16 protein-coding genes and 2 pseudogenes are annotated in these 16,185 nt (G+C 55.8%); 6 read left to right on the forward strand and 12 right to left on the reverse strand.

The genetic code is table 11. The features are described from left to right. Positions 1-13: 13 nt before the first annotated feature. The 3 genes from B0E33_RS09895 to B0E33_RS09905 are packed head-to-tail and all read right to left on the reverse strand — an operon-like array spanning position 14 to position 4,019. Positions 14-1,042 (reverse strand): carbon-nitrogen hydrolase family protein, encoded by a 1,029-nt coding sequence (locus B0E33_RS09895; RefSeq protein WP_167579517.1) that lies wholly within the window; start codon positions 1,040-1,042, stop codon positions 14-16. Positions 1,043-1,055: 13 nt separating this feature from the next. Beyond that, a complete protein-coding gene (locus tag B0E33_RS09900) occupies positions 1,056-2,963 on the reverse strand; it encodes a TRAP transporter permease (RefSeq protein WP_077291089.1) in 1,908 nt (635 codons plus the stop codon). A 36-nt stretch (positions 2,964-2,999) separates the two neighbouring features. Continuing rightward, the gene (locus tag B0E33_RS09905) at positions 3,000-4,019 is read right to left on the reverse strand and encodes a TAXI family TRAP transporter solute-binding subunit (RefSeq protein ID WP_077291090.1); all 1,020 of its coding nucleotides are present in this window, start codon (positions 4,017-4,019) and stop codon (positions 3,000-3,002) included. Positions 4,020-4,113: 94 nt separating this feature from the next. Between B0E33_RS09905 and B0E33_RS09910 the strand changes: the two genes are divergently transcribed. Beyond that, positions 4,114-5,025, forward strand: coding sequence for a LysR family transcriptional regulator (locus tag B0E33_RS09910; protein ID WP_077291091.1), 912 nt, complete (start codon positions 4,114-4,116; stop codon positions 5,023-5,025). A 39-nt stretch (positions 5,026-5,064) separates the two neighbouring features. Here the strand turns inward: B0E33_RS09910 and B0E33_RS09915 are convergent, their stop codons facing one another. Further along, positions 5,065-5,805: a sulfite exporter TauE/SafE family protein gene (locus tag B0E33_RS09915; protein ID WP_077291092.1), complete on the reverse strand. Its 741-nt coding sequence runs from the start codon at positions 5,803-5,805 to the stop codon at positions 5,065-5,067. A gap of 557 nt (positions 5,806-6,362) precedes the next feature. Between B0E33_RS09915 and B0E33_RS09925 the strand changes: the two are divergent. After that, positions 6,363-6,944, forward strand: a pseudogene (locus B0E33_RS09925) (DDE-type integrase/transposase/recombinase). A gap of 94 nt (positions 6,945-7,038) precedes the next feature. On the opposite strand, the gene B0E33_RS09930 reads toward B0E33_RS09925, so the two are convergent. The 3 genes from B0E33_RS09930 to B0E33_RS09940 form a co-directional block, all read right to left on the reverse strand. After that, complete coding sequence (locus B0E33_RS09930) at positions 7,039-7,848, reverse strand: RNA polymerase sigma factor (RefSeq protein WP_077291094.1); 810 nt, start codon at positions 7,846-7,848, stop codon at positions 7,039-7,041. Beyond that, positions 7,845-8,246, reverse strand: coding sequence for an SRPBCC family protein (locus tag B0E33_RS09935; RefSeq protein ID WP_077291095.1), 402 nt, complete (start codon positions 8,244-8,246; stop codon positions 7,845-7,847). Before B0E33_RS09935 ends, B0E33_RS09930 begins: the two co-directional genes overlap by 4 nt. Positions 8,247-8,366: 120 nt before the next feature. Then, on the reverse strand, positions 8,367-8,990 hold the full coding sequence (locus B0E33_RS09940; RefSeq protein ID WP_167579518.1) for a CGNR zinc finger domain-containing protein: 624 nt from the start codon (positions 8,988-8,990) through the stop codon (positions 8,367-8,369). Positions 8,991-9,452: 462 nt separating this feature from the next. On the opposite strand from B0E33_RS09940, the gene B0E33_RS09945 reads away from it, so the two are divergent. Further along, on the forward strand, positions 9,453-10,082 hold the full coding sequence (locus B0E33_RS09945) for an FMN-dependent NADH-azoreductase (protein ID WP_077291097.1): 630 nt from the start codon (positions 9,453-9,455) through the stop codon (positions 10,080-10,082). Positions 10,083-10,286: 204 nt separating this feature from the next. Here B0E33_RS09945 and B0E33_RS09950 read toward each other — a convergent pair whose 3' ends face one another. After that, the gene (locus B0E33_RS09950) at positions 10,287-10,676 is read right to left on the reverse strand and encodes a MerR family transcriptional regulator (RefSeq protein ID WP_077291098.1); all 390 of its coding nucleotides are present in this window, start codon (positions 10,674-10,676) and stop codon (positions 10,287-10,289) included. A gap of 97 nt (positions 10,677-10,773) precedes the next feature. Here B0E33_RS09950 and B0E33_RS09955 point away from each other — a divergent pair, with 97 nt between their 5' ends. From B0E33_RS09955 to B0E33_RS09965, 3 genes and pseudogenes are all read left to right on the forward strand, one after another. Beyond that, positions 10,774-11,097 carry a hypothetical protein gene (locus B0E33_RS09955; protein ID WP_077291099.1) on the forward strand — a complete coding sequence of 108 codons (324 nt, stop codon included), beginning with the start codon at positions 10,774-10,776 and terminating at the stop codon, positions 11,095-11,097. A 76-nt stretch (positions 11,098-11,173) separates the two neighbouring features. Next, on the forward strand, positions 11,174-11,320 hold the full coding sequence (locus tag B0E33_RS31555; protein WP_322853565.1) for a GDCCVxC domain-containing (seleno)protein: 147 nt from the start codon (positions 11,174-11,176) through the stop codon (positions 11,318-11,320). A 340-nt stretch (positions 11,321-11,660) separates the two neighbouring features. After that, positions 11,661-12,417, forward strand: a pseudogene (locus B0E33_RS09965) (IS5 family transposase). Between the two features lie 237 nt (positions 12,418-12,654). On the opposite strand, the gene B0E33_RS09970 reads toward B0E33_RS09965, so the two are convergent. From B0E33_RS09970 to urtC, 4 genes are read right to left on the reverse strand one after another with little or no spacing between them, the layout of a single operon-like run. After that, positions 12,655-13,629, reverse strand: coding sequence for an acetamidase/formamidase family protein (locus B0E33_RS09970; protein ID WP_077291101.1), 975 nt, complete (start codon positions 13,627-13,629; stop codon positions 12,655-12,657). A gap of 19 nt (positions 13,630-13,648) precedes the next feature. Further along, on the reverse strand, positions 13,649-14,344 hold the full coding sequence (urtE, locus tag B0E33_RS09975; protein WP_077291102.1) for an urea ABC transporter ATP-binding subunit UrtE: 696 nt from the start codon (positions 14,342-14,344) through the stop codon (positions 13,649-13,651). 3 nt (positions 14,345-14,347) lie between these two features. Continuing rightward, positions 14,348-15,091 carry an urea ABC transporter ATP-binding protein UrtD gene (gene urtD / locus B0E33_RS09980; RefSeq protein WP_077291103.1) on the reverse strand — a complete coding sequence of 248 codons (744 nt, stop codon included), beginning with the start codon at positions 15,089-15,091 and terminating at the stop codon, positions 14,348-14,350. Continuing rightward, positions 15,088-16,182: an urea ABC transporter permease subunit UrtC gene (gene urtC, locus B0E33_RS09985; protein ID WP_077291104.1), complete on the reverse strand. Its 1,095-nt coding sequence runs from the start codon at positions 16,180-16,182 to the stop codon at positions 15,088-15,090. Before urtC ends, urtD begins: the two co-directional genes overlap by 4 nt. Positions 16,183-16,185: the final 3 nt, after the last annotated feature.

Genomic DNA, 16,185 nt, shown 5'->3' on the forward strand with positions numbered 1-16,185 from the left:
CCGCAAAACACCCTTAATCAAGGAGAGTGAAGCTTTCGTCTTGCATGGTAAGTAGAACCTCGGTGCGATTTTGCGTTTTATCAGCCCAGTACAAAGGCTTTTGACGCTTGAAGTCCACTTCGAGCCGGAAGATATCGTGGCGGTTATAATAGCCAGCCATGTCATGGTGCTGTTTGAGCTCGGTCAGGGCGCTGATATCGACATCGGCGATCACCAGCCCCTCTTCGCCATAAAGAACGCCACCGGGCGTCGAACCGTCCGGTGCGACAATCATCGCACCACCGCCTCGGCAGGCGCTCAGCATGGCCCGCATGTCCGTATCGCCACCGCAGACGGTCTGCATTGACTGGTCGTCGAACATAGAAGTCGAGACCACCGTGTAAACCTTAGCCTCAAAGCTATGAGCCGCGGCGCGGATCCGTGTCGCCTCGGACATATCGTAGGCTGCCGATGTCCGCGGATCGCGAAACGGCCACACCGAGGGGTAGCTCGCGCAGTGAATCTGTTCTCCCTGCGCCATCAGTGCATATCGAGCCAGAGGGTTACCGTTTTCCCCGCAAATCAGCCCACCGACCTTTCCAAATGACATCTGACAAACTCTCAACCCCGCGCCATCACCGCGATTCCATGTCAGTTTCTCATAAAACGTTGGCACAAGCTTGCGGTGATGAACGCATAGTTCACCGTCCGGGCCGATCAGTACGGCGCTGTTCCATAGGCAACCGCTCGAATAAGTCGCGCGCTCCGAAAAGGCAAACCAGACTGCAATCCCAGCGGAGCGCGCTGCATCGCGTATGGCGGCGATCTCGGGCCCATCTACTGTTAAGGACGCATCAGCAAAACGCGCAAACAAATCATGTCCGTCAGTCGGCCGCAAATAACTGTTCCAAACCGGAAATCCGGGAACAAAGCTTTCTGGGAAGACGATCAGATCGACTTGCTGGGCTGCGGCCTGCTTGATGAGGCCGATACTCTTGCGGATTCCTGCGTCGGGATCGAAGAATTCAGATGGGGCGTGCACCGCAGCGAGCCGGGCTTTCATGTCAGTCATCCTTTCAGGCGAGCGAATGGGTGTGTTTGCGCAACCGGGTGACGGCGATTGCCACAAGCGTCGCAATGGAAACGAGTCCGAAGGCATACCAGCCAGTCACCGCCATTACCGCACAGGAACCAATGGCAAATGTCGCCAGAATGACGCGTTCGAGGGGTTCGACCGACTTGAACAAGTGGCCATATATCGCGCCCGAAAGCAGTATGGCGCTGGCGGCATAGGAAAGAGCTATCAGCACGGCCTGCAGTGTAAGGCTTTGTGATTGCAGCAATTCAGGAAAGGAAACAAACATGAAAGGCAGGCCAAGTGCGGCAAAGCCCATTTTACCGGATTCAAATGCAGTGCGCAGAAAATCGGCCTTTGCGATACGCGCGCCCACCAATATGCCAACGGCGACCGGAGGCGTGAGGGCGGAGAAGATCGCGAAATAGAATCCAAACATGTTGGCAGCCATTGGTGTGATACCTGCGTCGATCAGACTTGGAACGACTATGATTGCAATCAGCGAATAGGCCGCCGGCGTCGGCAAGCCCATTCCCACAATCAGGCAGACGAACATCCCGATAAGCAGCGTCAGAAACAAATTGCCCTGGCCCAAATCGGAAATCAGTTCACCGGCGCTGATCCCAAGGCCCGTGGTAGTGAGGGTCTGGACGACGAGACCTATAGCAGCCAGGATGACCGCAAGTTGCACGGCAGTGTCGACGCCGATCTTGAAACCGCCAGCAATGTCCTTGAAACTGGGGCGTAAGTGTTTGGGGCGCAGGACTGATATGCCCAGGGCGATGGCACATCCCCAAAACCCCGCCATGGCTGGAGAGTAACGTAACACAAGTAGGACAATAAGCGTGCTGAAAGATAACAGGAAGCTCGGGGTGATCCAGTAAATCCTTGATAGATCAACCTCTTGCCGAACCCTCTCCAATCGTTTGTGCCCCCCGATCATGGCGGCAACACTGGCGAGAATTGCGGCCATGTAGAGGAGACCTGGTATCAACCCGGCCAAGACGACATCGAAATAGGAGATCCCGAGGATAACCGCCATCATGAAAGCTCCAAGTCCCATGATCGGCGGCAAGAGTTGGCTACCGGTCGAGGCCATAATCTCGACCGAGGCCGCCTCCGAAGCGCTGAAGTTACTCTTTTTCATTGCGGGTATAGTGATCACACCGGAAAGCGCAATATTAGATACAGCTTGGCCGGTTACCATTCCAACAAGAGTGCTGGCCAGCACGGCGCTGTAGGCCATACCGCCACGCATTTTGTTGCCGATTAGCGCGCCGATGTCCCCGAAAATGCCGATAACACCTACGGCATGCAACACGCCACCATAAACAAGCAGCATGAAAATCATGTCTGCGGACAAGGGAGCGTATGACAATACCCCGCGCGGACCGCCAATCCCGGAAAGGAAGGTAATGGCGACGTTGAACGGTGGCATTCGTGCTTCAAGAATGTCGGGTAAATAGCGACCGAATATCATATAAAGTGTAAGCGACAGGCAGATCAGCGCGATAGCGGTTCCCCATATGCGCCACACCGACAGTAGTACCGTCGTAATGAGTATGCCGCCTGCCGCAAGCGCAGCTGGAGATACGAAGGGCTGCATGATCTCTAAAGTTTCGGCGTTGGCCGTCAAATATGTGCCGGAGCCACCGCTGCCAGCAAGAATAAGGGCTCCGCTGATTCGGTCGACAAGACGGCCCTGTGAGCCTGCTGGATTATCCTCGCGACCGAGAAGGTAGATAGCGGCATAAACAAGCACCATGACTGTAAAGATCGTATAGTGTTGCATGGTGCCGAAAAGGTTCTGCCAAACCGACAGAGCACTATAGGCCAAAAGAACCACGCCCAGTACAATGCCAGAACCTTCCACAAAGCGTCTGGTGGGAGTAGATATCGCACTGGACATCGGGGTTCCTCGCAAAGAACTTCAGATTGCGGAATATCAGTCGACCAAACCAGTTTCCTTGTAGGCGCGCATAGCCCCGGGATGTATGAGCTCGGGATTAGTGCGCGCAATCTCGGAGATTGTTTTGGGTTCCCAAATTTTTGCGATGGCGCTGTATTTGCCGATCTCAGGACCGGACTCGATCCAGAGCTTGACGAACTCGTAGGCAAGATCTTCGGGAAAAGACTTGTGCGCGGATATCAGCGTAACATTGCCGAAACTTGTGACAGGCCCGCCTTGACCAGTCAGCGTGCCTGCCGGAACTTGTTGGATTTTAAACGGAGCGCCGGTACTATCGATATAGGTTTGGATCTGTTCTGAAGGTATGTTGATATAGTGGAAAGGGCGACCGGAGCTTTCCAAAGTTTTGAATGGCGCGGCTTCAAGCGTATAGGAAAAATCGAAGTTGGAATGAGCTACAAGTGTGCCGATGTCCGAGCGCCCATCGAGCAAAGCATCGATATTTTGGCCGGGACCCAATGCATCGAACGATTTGAGATTACCGGTAATACCCCAATTGTCGAGTAACATGCGCTGGTGCATACCCCATTCATTCTGGGTCAAAAGTCCAACCGCGACACGTTTCCCATCGAAATCGTCCAAGGTGTTAATCTCATCATCGAGAGCGACGAAAAGGTTAGTGGAATTGCTCATCGCGCCAAGCACGCGAAAATCTTTGACGGCATCCATGGCTTCCGGAAAAAATGGTGCGATACCCTCTACAGCAGCCCATTCCACAACCTGTCCGGAGCCGATTAGCGTCGTCTCCCATAGGTCAGGCTGAGACGCGAGATAGCGCACGTTGTAAGTAAAGCCAGGTGTTTCAACGGCCTTCGGCGCAATGGCGTCTGTAAAGTCCGAGGCGTAGTTCTGCATCGTCGCTACCGCGAGATACGGGCCTGAACCCGCGGGTGATACGAGTATGTCGACGCTGACGGGTTCAGCGTGTGCGGACAAACACGCGACAGACACCATCGCAACGGTAGAAAAAGCATTTAACATATTGAAACGCGTCATCGGAATCCCCTGTTGCAATTACCTGTGCTGAGCTTAAGGATGGCGAAAGACCAAGGAAACGATATTCTTTAAGTAGAGTATATAGGAAAATTCTATGGATATTAGTCTACGCGCCCTACGCTATTTCGTGGCGACGGCCGAGGCCGGGAAGATCTCTGAGGCGGCAGTCCGGCTTAACATTTCACAGCCCAGTGTGTCGGCGGCAATCCATCAGATAGAAGAGAAATTCGGGCTCCAGTTGTTCCTCCGTCTGCCAGCGAAGGGAATCCAGCTGACAAGCGATGGCGCAAGGTTTCTAGAGCGCGCACGCTATCTTTTGGCTCAGGCGGAGGAGTTTCAGCATGACGCCAGCGCCATCAGTCAGGGTATCGATGGGGAAATAACCGTGGCGTCATTTGTCAATCTTTCGCCAACGATAATGGCCGAGCTGCTCGGTATTTTTCGCGAAAAGTACCCGATGGTACGCGTAAATTTCCGTGACGCAAATCAACATGACATCATCAGCGGCCTGATGACTGGCCAAATCGAGATCGCAGTCACATTCGATCTGGCACTGCAAAGCGGTTTTTCCTCATCGGTGCTGGCCACTCTGCAGCCGCGTGCAGTACTTTCGCCCGACGACCCGTTGGCTCTGGAGCGCTCAATAAGCCTTCACGACCTGTGCACGCGCCCATTTGTGCTGATGGATTTGCCACATACGCGTGATTATTTTCACAGTCTCTTCTCCGACCAGCGTATCGCACCTGCTATTGCCTATCGCTGTATTTCATTCGAGGCTGTGCGATCATTCGTTGCCAGCGGTCTGGGAGTCTCTTTGCTTAACATCAGCCCAGCCACTGATGTTGCACTTTGTGGCCGACCTGTTGTGCTTAGACCAATCACCGAAGCGGTCCGTCCACTACGGATCGTACTTTTGCGCAGCAAACGGCTCAAGATGCGTCCAGCACTGAACGTGTTTCAAGAAGTCGCCACGCAAGTGTTGCCAGCGCTGGCCGGCCCACTTTAACTAATACATTTGGCTAATTTTAGTAGTACTGCTCACAGCTCAGGCGGCCAGAGCACTTATCCCCCGGACGAAGCATATCGATCCGGCCATGAAAATCACAAAAAGTCCGAGCTTTTGCACCGAGGTTTGCGGGAGGCGGCGATAAATGCGTTCACCCACATAGCCGCCCAGAAACAGCACCGGTATAAGTGCGACGGCCCGCAAGGTGATCTCCCAAGTGACGAGGTCGGTGAAATAAGCCGGGATGAAAGCCAGCAGTGCGACAAGCGTAAATGTATTGATGAGCATGGCCCGTTGCTGTTCTAACGAGATATCGGCGCATTTTGCAAAATAGATCGCTAGAGGCGGTCCGGGCAAAGCGAAGGCGGAGCCAAGCATAGCCGAGAGGACGCCGACCACCAGATAGCCACTGCGGGAGGCGTTGGTAGTTTTAGCCTGGCGGAACTGCTGCAAAACAGCACTACCGCAAATCAGAAGTCCGATAAGCATCAGCATGATCGGTTCGGGCGCAACTCGCAACAAAAGCGTTCCCAACGGAGCGCCTGCCACACCGCCGGCAAGCAAAATCCCCAACACACTCCAATTAACCAGCTTGTGAAACTCAATCGCTGCCGGAATGCCGAGAAAGATCTGCAGCAGCAACACCGTGACGACCATGGATTGCGGCGGCAGTCCCAGCGAGAGAACCGGAGCAGCAATCATAGCAAAGCCAAAGCCTGTCAGCCGCCGCAACAATGCCGCAAAGAATGCGCCGGCGACGATAATTACGAACGCGGCCAAGTCTGTAAGACTCCCCGATGCGTGCTCCGTGCCGAGTGCAGAAGGAGCAACGGTCTACACTTTCGCAACTTTAAAAATGAGACTCACGCATTCCAATTAATAAATGCGAATGATGCGCATAGGCATTTCTTATGAATGGACAATTGATTTTACAGCATTTTTCATGCCAACGTCGACGTATCGGGGTTACTTACAAACAACCCCAGATGATCGACGTCTCTTGCTGAGGCCTATGAAAAAATACTGACAAAATGAAGTATAGCTTGCGGCAACTGGACTACCGGGTGGCAGTTGCCGAGCACGGCTGTAAGTCGGTCGCGGCGGACGGCCTGCATGTGGCACAACTTTTCGCACACAAACAAATCCAAAATATCGCCCTTACCCACGTCAGCGATCAGCTATACTCAGACACCAAGATCTATATTAAGCATCTATAGTATTCGACGATTTCATTATCAAGAATAAATCGTACATCGAGCTATTTTCGAAATAACTGGAGTAATCGTTTCTTGAAAAGTGACATTTGAAAGAGCGCTTCAGTTTTTAAGTACTGCGTCATGAATCTCACAGCCATTGCCTTCGAGCTGAAGCGCCGGTCGAAAAAAGACTTCAAAGGCAAACAGTTCGAAGCGTGGCTGCTCAATCGGACGGTATCTGTATAGATACCATCGACATGCACGGCAATCAGGTCCAATTTTTGCTGAAAGCAAAGCGCAATCTCGATGCAACTAGAGCCCCCCCTCCTTAAAATGTTGCCGGGTGCCCGGTTGCGATCATTTGGTAAAATTTGCACTGTTGGTGCTGCCACTTTTCTTTCGGGCGTCGCGGAGCAGTTAACTGCGGTTTGCTTGCTCCGGATCTAGCGCACTAAGTAACCAGGGATTTGCAACAAGGCATCGAGAGTGATCATTTCAGGCTGAAGAGGGACACGCGAAAAAACGGTAGGTTTCACTCGTTAACGGTTAGCTAAAAATACAATCGCCGGCTTTGAAGCTTTCCTTTGGCCCCGAACGGGTTTCGACTTTGTCGGTCAGCGAAGCGTCTGCGAACAGAATGAGTTGTTTGCAAGGCTCTTTGGAATTGAAAACGTTAACGAAACCTCAAAATCGCAGATGAAACTGGAGAGATTTGCCTGCTGACAAAACTTGCGACAGCCCCCGTAAGAGGATGTCACGGCGCCGACCGCCGTGGCTGCGGTCAGTGCCGTGGGGAGACGCGAAGTTCGGAGAGCTATTAAATGACCTCCATGATCAAATCGCCGACATTGGTCGGAAATGACGGGTTCGACCGCATCAGTGCGGCAGCCCGCCTTCCCTCTTCCAATGCCCTGATCTGGCGACGCAGATTGGAGATATCAGTGGCCGGGGCACCCAGCCCGAATGCCGGAGCACCCAAGGTGACACGACCGCTGTCCTGTGCCGCAGTCAGGCGCTTTTCGCATCGGCACGCGGCGCTTTGCGACACCACCCCGCAAGAAGTTTTCACGAAGCTGGTAACCTCCCGCCGAGCGCGGCTCAGCCTTTGCCGGTAGGCGGCGGCGGATATCTCAAGCGCCTCCGCCGCCTCGCTGTCGGACATCTCGAAGATGTCGCCCAGCACATAGGCAATACGTTGGCTGCGGTTGAGGCAGGTCAGCATCGCCAGCGTGCAGCCGATCTTGATCTCTTCGATCGCGATGGCCGTGATCACACTGTCGGTCTGATCGTCGTCCGATGCGGCAAGCCCGGTTTCCAGATCATCGGCGAAATCCCTGAAATTCATCCGCATCGCCTCCACCCGGCTGCGCATGCGCATTCCGACAAGGTGCCGGGAGGCGGTTTTCAGCGCCCATCCCCCGGCGGCCCGGTCGTCGCGGACTGTCCCGAGATGGGTGATGATCTTGATGAGAATTTCTTGCGTGGCGTCCTCGGCATCGGCGGGATGCGCCAGCATCCGCATGGCAAGCCCATAGACCGGGCGTTGCAAGGACCGCACCAACGATGCCAGCGCCGCGCGGTCCCCTTGCCGAGCGGCGCTCACCTGTTCTGGATCCAGATGAATCATGCCTCGAGCCGCGCCCGAAGCGACACGAGCTCTTTGGCCAGCGTCTTTTTCTGCTCTTCCAAGGCGCCCTCAAGCATTTCGAGTGGCACCGGCGGCGCCATCAGAACGAAGGAATAGATCGACGTGTCGTCGGTATCCTCTGTCACCCGGGAATAGGCCGCGCCCTTGGAACCATCGGGAAAGGTCATGATCCAGTCGACCGTCCCGTGCTCGGCGGAGGTGCGGGTTTCAAGGCGGATCGGAACGGCACCATTCGGGGTGACCAGCTCCGCGCTCTCGGCATCGGCTGATTTGAACGCGTTGGTCCATTCGGGCAAGTTCGCCGGATTGGCGATATAGGCAAACACCTCAGAGTGGGGTTTAGCGATGTTGATGGATTGCACGTCATGGGTTTTCATTTTGTCATCCTCGTTAAACTGCGCCGGGCCAGTCCTGGGCGCATACTTAGAAAGAGGCGGTGGCCGTTGAGACTGTGACAAAGAAAGTTGGAAAAAATCAGCGACGAGGTGCGCGGCCGATCAGCGCTTGCGATAGGCGGCGGCCTTGGCTCTGTTGCCACAGACCTCCATCGAGCACCAACGCCGCTTGTGGTTCTTGCTGATGTCGAGGAAATAAAGCGTGCAGGTCGGCCCCTCACAATTGCGCACATAGCGGAAATCAGCCTCGGTAATCAGGCGTGCGGCGGCAATCGCGATCCTGGTGATCAGCTCGCGTGGATCTGTCAGCGGGTGCCTGTCGACAAGGATAAGGGGTAGCGCGGTGGGGTCGTCCAATTCCGTGGCGGGTGTGATCTGCAAGAAACACGCCCCCCGCGCGAGGATCGTATTGATCTCGGTAATGACGGGATGGCCCGCATCCGTTAACTGACTGCCGCGGACGTCTTCTATGAAGGGCCGGAACCTCTCGCGGAAGGCAACGATCTCTTGCCGTGCCTCTTCAAGCGCGGGCGCGGCGGCAGCTATTCGGAAAGGAGCCAGCTCAACCTCCGAGGCAAGCTCCGCGGCAATCAGCCAGTCCAGCAGATCCGGGCCTGTCTCCAGCCAGTCGTAGCACATGGTTCGCGGCATCGCGACACTGTTCAGGAAATCCAGTGCGGGGTTTTCTCCGACGAAGAACGGCGCAGGCCTAGTGTTCTGTGTCATCTGGTTCTCCGTCTGCGTGCAAAGGGGACGATCCTCCCTGGTAACCATTCTTCTCAAGTTTCACAAGTTACATTTCTTCACGCACACTCACGATAATGTAACTATCAAAAATAATTTTTAATGGTTAGTTAGTAACCGTCAAACCGCCTTTGACTGGTTATCAGCGGTGCAGCATGAACCGATCATCATTATGCCAACCCTTAGTCACGACGACCCTCGCACCTGGTATGCACGCTTCCGCATCCTTCGCTGGCAGCCCGCAGGCCTGGGTCAGCGATCAAGCAAGGCTGGAACGGCCCGGTGGTCAGGTCACCCAGCTTGGGCAACCGCGACAGCGTTGCATCTAAAGCCGCGTTTAAGGCTCACCAGGTTCGTGAACGGCCCCGGAAATCAGCACCACCATCCACGGCATCTATGACCCCTCACCTCAACCAACCGACCCCAATCGAAAGGAACAACGCCATGACCAAAATTCTCTATATCGCGGCATCGCCGCGCGGCCCTATGTCGCAATCCGGCAAGCTTGCGGAGGCTTATCTTGCGGCGCGGCAGGCGGACCAACCGGACGTTGCCATTGATCGGCTCGAGCTGTGGAACGCTGATCTGCCCGAGTTCGACGGCGACAAGGCGGCAGCGAAGATGACTTTCTTTGGCGTGGGCGACATGGACGCGCCGCGCCAGAGCGCCTGGGACCAGGTGGTTGCCGTTACCAACCGCTTCATCGGCGCGGATGAATATGTGCTGTCAGTGCCGATGTGGAACGGCGGCATCCCCTACAAGCTCAAGCAGTATATCGACATCATCACCCAGCCCGGCCTGCTGTTCGGCTTCGATCCCGAAGCAGGCTACAGCGGGCTGCTGAGCGGCAAGTTGGCGAGGGTCTTCTATACCTCCGGGGTCTATGCGCCGGGTGCGCCTGCCTATTACGGCACAGATCATCATTCAACCTATCTGGGCTGGTGGCTCGACTTCATCGGCGTGAGAGAGATCGAAACAGTCCGGTTCCAGCCTTCACTGCTGACCGCGGACCCGGCAGGTGACCAGCTGAAGGCGCTTGAGTGCGCACAGGGCCTTCACCTGCAACAGGCCTAATGGCATAGGTTCCGCGCCCCGGCCTACAACGACGCCGGGGCGGCAGAGCGTTACAGATCGGACAAATGTGCACTCGAAACCTGATCGTAATCACCAAAAAAACTCTTGCAAACAAGGAGTGTTCCCAGATGGGATTGCCTCACCAGGTCGTTTGAGTTTGATTAATGATCCGAAATACAACTATAGGCGGCGAAATAATGGCTTCTACTCGGTTCGAAGCCGGCTGAGCATTGGGCAATCGACATTGCCCCGTGAGCAGTTGGAGATAAGCTGCTTCAGCGCGATTTCGAGCTTCTTCAGTTCGGCGATTTTTGTTTCCACATTGGCGATATGAACTTCCGCCAGTTCCTTCACAGCCTCACAATCCGAAGCCCGGTTCTCGGAGAGGTCCAGCAGCATCTTCGCTTCGGCAAGGGGAAAACCAAGATCGCGCAGCCTTTTCAGGAGGTGCAACCGGCCGACATCATCCGCCGTGTAAAACCGCCGATTGTTGGTTGCCCGCCCCGGTTTCGGAACAATCCCTTCCCGTTCGTAGTAGCGGATTGTCTCGATACTGACGCCGCTATGTTTCGATGCTTCTCCAATCGCGATCATGTGATGTCATCCGGCTTGATCCTGTAGTGACTACAGGAGGTATGTCTGCGGGCACCGAAAGTCACTACGCAATGCCGTGATTGTCCGGGAGATCTAAATGCAGAAATTTTTAAGTCTGAGCTATCTGAGTTCGATTTCGTCGCTGGGAGTCGCGACCTGCTGTGTCCTGCCGATGGCGATGATGTTGCTGGGACTGGGAGGAAGTTGGTTGGCAGTGTTCGGGAAGATCGCCGCTGCGAGCTATTACGTTCTTGCGATTTCTTCAGTCCTTGTTGCCGTGTCCTGGTTCTTCACGTTTCGACGACAGACGCTTGCAAGGTTGAAGTGGTGGTTGTCGGGGAGCACGGCGATGACGGTTTTGGCCTGGGTTGTTGTCTTCAACGAGAACCGGATAAACGACTATCTGATTATGTGGATGTGAGACGATTGCTGCTCAAGAAGTAGTTTTGGAAAGCACGCTGACTTGTCCCGTGTGCGGCCATGTCGAGACGGAAACCATGCCCACCGATTCCTGCCAGTGGTTCTATGAGTGCAAGGCATGTCATGAAGTGCTGAAGCCCAAAGCAGGCGACTGCTGCGTTTTCTGTTCCTACGCGACCGTTCCGTGCCCGCCAATTCAACTGGGCAAAGCCCATTGTAGCTGAAGTCGTCGTTCCTCGTCCCCACAAGGCCCGGTTCACGGCCCTGTCGTGACCATCCTAGCTAGTAACAATATAGCTGCGGCACATTCTATACCGAACTGCAAAAAAGGCGCTAAGCTCAGAAGGGAGCCAGTCTGCAATCGACACCAACATTACATCAGGCTGAGCGGCCGTGACGTCAACGGCGCCATACAGTTCATCGACAAGATGCTCAGGAAAACCGGATTGCCACGACTGCGGTAAAGATCGCGCTCTGGGATGGTCACGACCAGGCTTCAGACCCATAAAATGGGTATGCAAATCAGTTGAAATTTGAATCAAGCTCCTTAACAGGAGTTTGGTGATGTCTTGTGGTTTTTTCTGGCTCAACGATGAGCAGTTTTCGAAGTTTCAACCGCTTTTTCCGACCGTTACACGCGGCAAGGCCCGTGTGGATGACCGGCGGGTAATAAGCGGTATCATTCATGTGCTGAAGTCGGGCGGCCGCTGAGTCGATGCGCCGGACGTCCACTAGCCGAGGAAAACCTTCTACAATCGCTTTGTCCGTTGGTCCGAGAAGGGTGTCTGGACAGGGATCTTCGACATACTGTCCCAAACCGGGGAGCCATCTTTAGAAGTGATGATCGACAGCACGGTCGTTCGAGCTCACCCGGTTGCCCATGGTGGCAAAGGGGGGCTCAGCCCATGCCCCGGGCAGAGCTCGTGGTGGTCCAGGAACCAATATCCACGCCCTGAGCGACAACAGGGAACGGCCAATCGCCTTCCACCTCACGGGAGCCAATGTCTCGGACTTCACAGAGGCAGAGGCACTCTTACCACTCGCTCCGGCAAATGGCGTTCTGCATGGCGACAAAGGCTATGTCAGTGGCCGTATCCACCGGATCGTGGAGGAACGTGGCTCGCTGCGAAACATCCCGCCGCGCAAAACACATAACTGGAAAAACTGTTTCTTGCCATACCCTTACCAGAGCAGAGCCGTTATCGGGAGGATGCTCGGCAGGCTCAAGGAGTTTCGCAGGATCGCAACATGCCATGACCGCAACGCCAGGAACTTTCTGTGGTCCCTCTGCCTCGCGGCAACCGTATGCTACTGGTTATGAGCCTGAGGCCTAGGGCTTGCCTGTTCACGAAAAAGTTGGAGCGCGGACCGTTCATTTGACCGTCGGCAGTGGACAGAACAGTGTCCACTGCCCCGGCCCGGCTCTAAAACCTGTGGTAAGGCATCGATTGGCGGATGCCGCAAAAATACTTGGTGGCCAAGCTCGACCGGATAGCGAAAGGCGCTGGTGTAGCGGGAGCGCAGCTAATCAAACTGTAACGTTCCTCCTTTTTTCCCGTCACTTTTCTGTAGCCAACAGGTGCTTTTTTTCCAGCACGGCATGAACGCCTTTGTTGATGTCGACGAGCTGCGTCACATGCAGGTCGGCCACCAGGGAGCACAGCATATAGGCCTGGTTGCTGGACAATTCGCTGCGATTGCATACAAGGTGGATCATCTCCCGCACTGCTTGTCGCGCGGCTTCGTCAAGGTCGGTATTGAAGCCCATGGCAATGAGCTTGTCCGGCGTTTCTGCGAAAGGCTGGCTCAGGCTCATGTCCTTGCGTACCGTCAGACGGAACTTCCCGTCCAGTGCCGTCTCGAGTGCCGTGATACAAACCTCGCCGTGGCCTTGGCATCCATGACCATCGCCCGCGCCGAAAAGCGCCCCCTCGTTGAAGACCGGGAAATAAATGGTGCTGCCCGGACGCAGGTCCTTGTTGTCCATGTTGCCGCCAAAGGCCCGCGGTTCCGGCGTACCCACACGCCCCCATTCCTTCGGTGGAGCGACACCAATGATGCCGAAGAAGGGATCGAGGGGGATCTCTAGTCCCCAGGGCAATTCCGCCATCTGGGTCGCCCGATCGATCATGATGTGCATACGTTCGTAGTTGGTGAATTCTTCCGGCAGCGTTCCAAGCAACGGCTGGATGGCGCAGAAACCCCAATCCTGACGCGGTTTGGCTTCCAGAATATCAACCTGCAGCACGTCGCCCGGCATAGCGCCTTCGACGTAAATGGGTCCGGTCACCATATGTGGCCCGACCGGACCGGCGACCACCTTGCCGTCGTTGCCGCCTGGAATTAGCGTATCAAGAGCGGTGCGATGATCCGGCGTCACAAGGTTGGGATCCTCCGGTACGTCCGCCTCGAAGCAGGCGGGCAAAGTATGCATAATGACCTCTGAACCGGACGGCACCGTCAACACCGGTTTCGTCTCGGCGTCGAAATAACCCCAAAACACATTTTCGGGAGTTGCCTTTACTTCAAACATCTAGTGTCCTCTTCGGGTTTTAAACAGCCAGGAATTGCCGAACCGCATGATCGTCCATCTCGGAGACATCGCCGGACAAGGCAACCTCACCGCGGGATAGAACGACGTAGCGATCAGCAATGGATCGGGCGAATTCGAAATACTGCTCAACAAGCAGAATGGAGAGACGGCCGCCGAGTTCAGCGATGACTTCCTCAATCCGGCTGACGATCGAGGGCTGCACGCCCTCGGTTGGTTCGTCCAGAATGAGCAAATCGGGGCGGGTAACCAGCGCCCTTGCGATACTGAGCTGCTGCTGCTGGCCGCCGGACAGGTCGCCCCCCCGGCGGCGCCACATCTCGCCGATCACGGGAAACAAAGAGACAGCTTCGGCGACAGCCTCTTCCGGATCGTCAATCCTTGTAGCGGCTGCGGCAAGTTCGAGGTTCTGCCCGACCGAAAGGTCCGCGAAAATCTCTCGCCCCTGCGGAACGTAGCCGAACCCCGCGCGAACGCGGCGATACGGAGCCATGTCGGTGAGGGTCTGCCCGTTCCAGGAGATCTTCCCCGAACTGGTCGGCAGAACGCCCATAAGGCATTTCAAAAGCGTGGTCTTGCCCGCCCCATTGCGCCCCAGGACTGCGGTGCAGCCCTTGTCGGCGATGTTGAACGAGACGTCCCGCAGCGTATGGCTGCTGCCATAGTGCTGGTTCAATTGTTCGACGTTAAGTCCCATGTTTCATCGCCCCAGATAGACTTCAACGACACGCGGGTTCACCTTGACGGCTTCCATTTGGCCTTCCACCAAGAGCTGTCCTTCATGGAGAACGGTCACGCGGTCCGCGATCCGTTCGACGAAGCCCATGTCATGCTCGATCACCACGATCGCGCGTTCAGGCGTTCGAAGCGCCATGATGAGTTCGGCCGTACGATCGGTTTCCTCGTCGCTCATGCCGGCAACCGGCTCGTCGAGCAGAAGCACACGCGGTTCCTGCATCAGCAACATTCCGATTTCGAGCCACTGTTTCTGGCCATGACTGAGAATTCCGGCGGAGCGGTCTCCCCAACCGGCCATTCCGATTGTCTCCAGGACGGTCTGGATACGGGCCAGCTCCTCGCTCCCCGGGCGGTGGAACATCTCGGCAATGCTGCTACGGCTTGCAGACCGCAACGCGAGTGCGAGGTTCTGTTCAAGCGTCAAAGCTTCGAAGATGCTCGGCTTCTGGAACTTGCGGCCGACGCCTGCCAGCACGATTTCAGGCTCCTTGAGCTCGGTCAGCTCGGTACGGCCATCGAGAATGATCCGCCCCTTGGTCGCCGGACTCTTTCCGGTGACCGCGTCGAGCAAGGTGGTCTTGCCGGCGCCATTCGGCCCGATGACGGCACGAACGGTACCATAGTCGATGTACAGGCTGAGCTCATTGATCGCCTTGAACGAACCAAAAGTGACAGAGAGGTTATCGATCAGAAGTGCTTCGCTCATCGGCCCCTCCCTTTCAGACGAGCCGCCATTGCAGCAGGCAGATCCGTCAAGCCATTCGGCAGGAGCACGACGACGAGCAGAACGAGGCCGGACAGAATGAATGGCCAAAGGTCAGGCACGACCGCAGTCAGCACGAATTTGAAGGCGCTGATAAGAACGGCTCCGAAGAAGGCGCCCGACAGTGAACCACGGCCACCGATCGCGACCCAGACGGCGATCTCAAGAGACAAATCCGGCGCCAGAACGCGTGGATTGATGATGCCCACCTGAGGCACGTAAAGCATGCCCGCTACTGCAGCGATGACGGCGGATAAGCCCCATACGGCGAGCTTGATCCAGAGCGTTTCGTGGCCGAGAAAACGCAACCTCGCCTCATCATCGCGGATGGCAATCAGCAATTGTCCGAAGCGCGACGTCACGAGACGCGCCAGGACGGCCAACACCAAAGCGACGGTCAGGATCGAAACCGCGCTGAGCAAGGCTACCGATTTCCGCTCGGCCAGCGGCAGGCCGAACAGCTCGGTAAAGCCGGTCATTCCGTTGTTGCCACCGAACCCGGTGTCGTTACGAAACATCAGCAGCATCGCGACGTAGACGAATGCCTGGGTAAGGATCGCGAAATAAACGCCGACAACCCGGGACCGAAACGCAGTAAAGCCGATGACGAAGGCAAGGATCGCAGCCAGCACGACACCAAGAATGATCGCATAGCCTGAATACTCCAGACCCCGGTAGTAGGACGGCAGAGCATCCCACCCCATGAAGAGCATGAAGTCAGGTGGCGTGCCGGTGGCAATGTAGCTGACCTTGACCATGTGCATGGCGATGACATAGCCACCGACGGCAAAGAACAGGCCATGCCCCAGGCTGAGAATACCTGCGTAACCCCAGATGAGATCCAGCGCGATGGCCAACATTCCAAACGTCGCAATTTGCCCGATGAGGTTGAGAAAATAGGAAGAAGGGCCGGTGCCGGTCAGTCCGGAAATCAACACGGACAACCCGACCACCGCCAGAACGATCGAAAGAAGATCCGTGATCCGGCGACCCGGCACCTTACGGCCCTGATTGAAGAGCAAGGCATCAGTCATGGA

The sequence above is a fragment of the Roseibium algicola genome (assembly GCF_001999245.1).
Taxonomy (GTDB): Bacteria; Pseudomonadota; Alphaproteobacteria; order Rhizobiales; family Stappiaceae; genus Roseibium; species Roseibium algicola.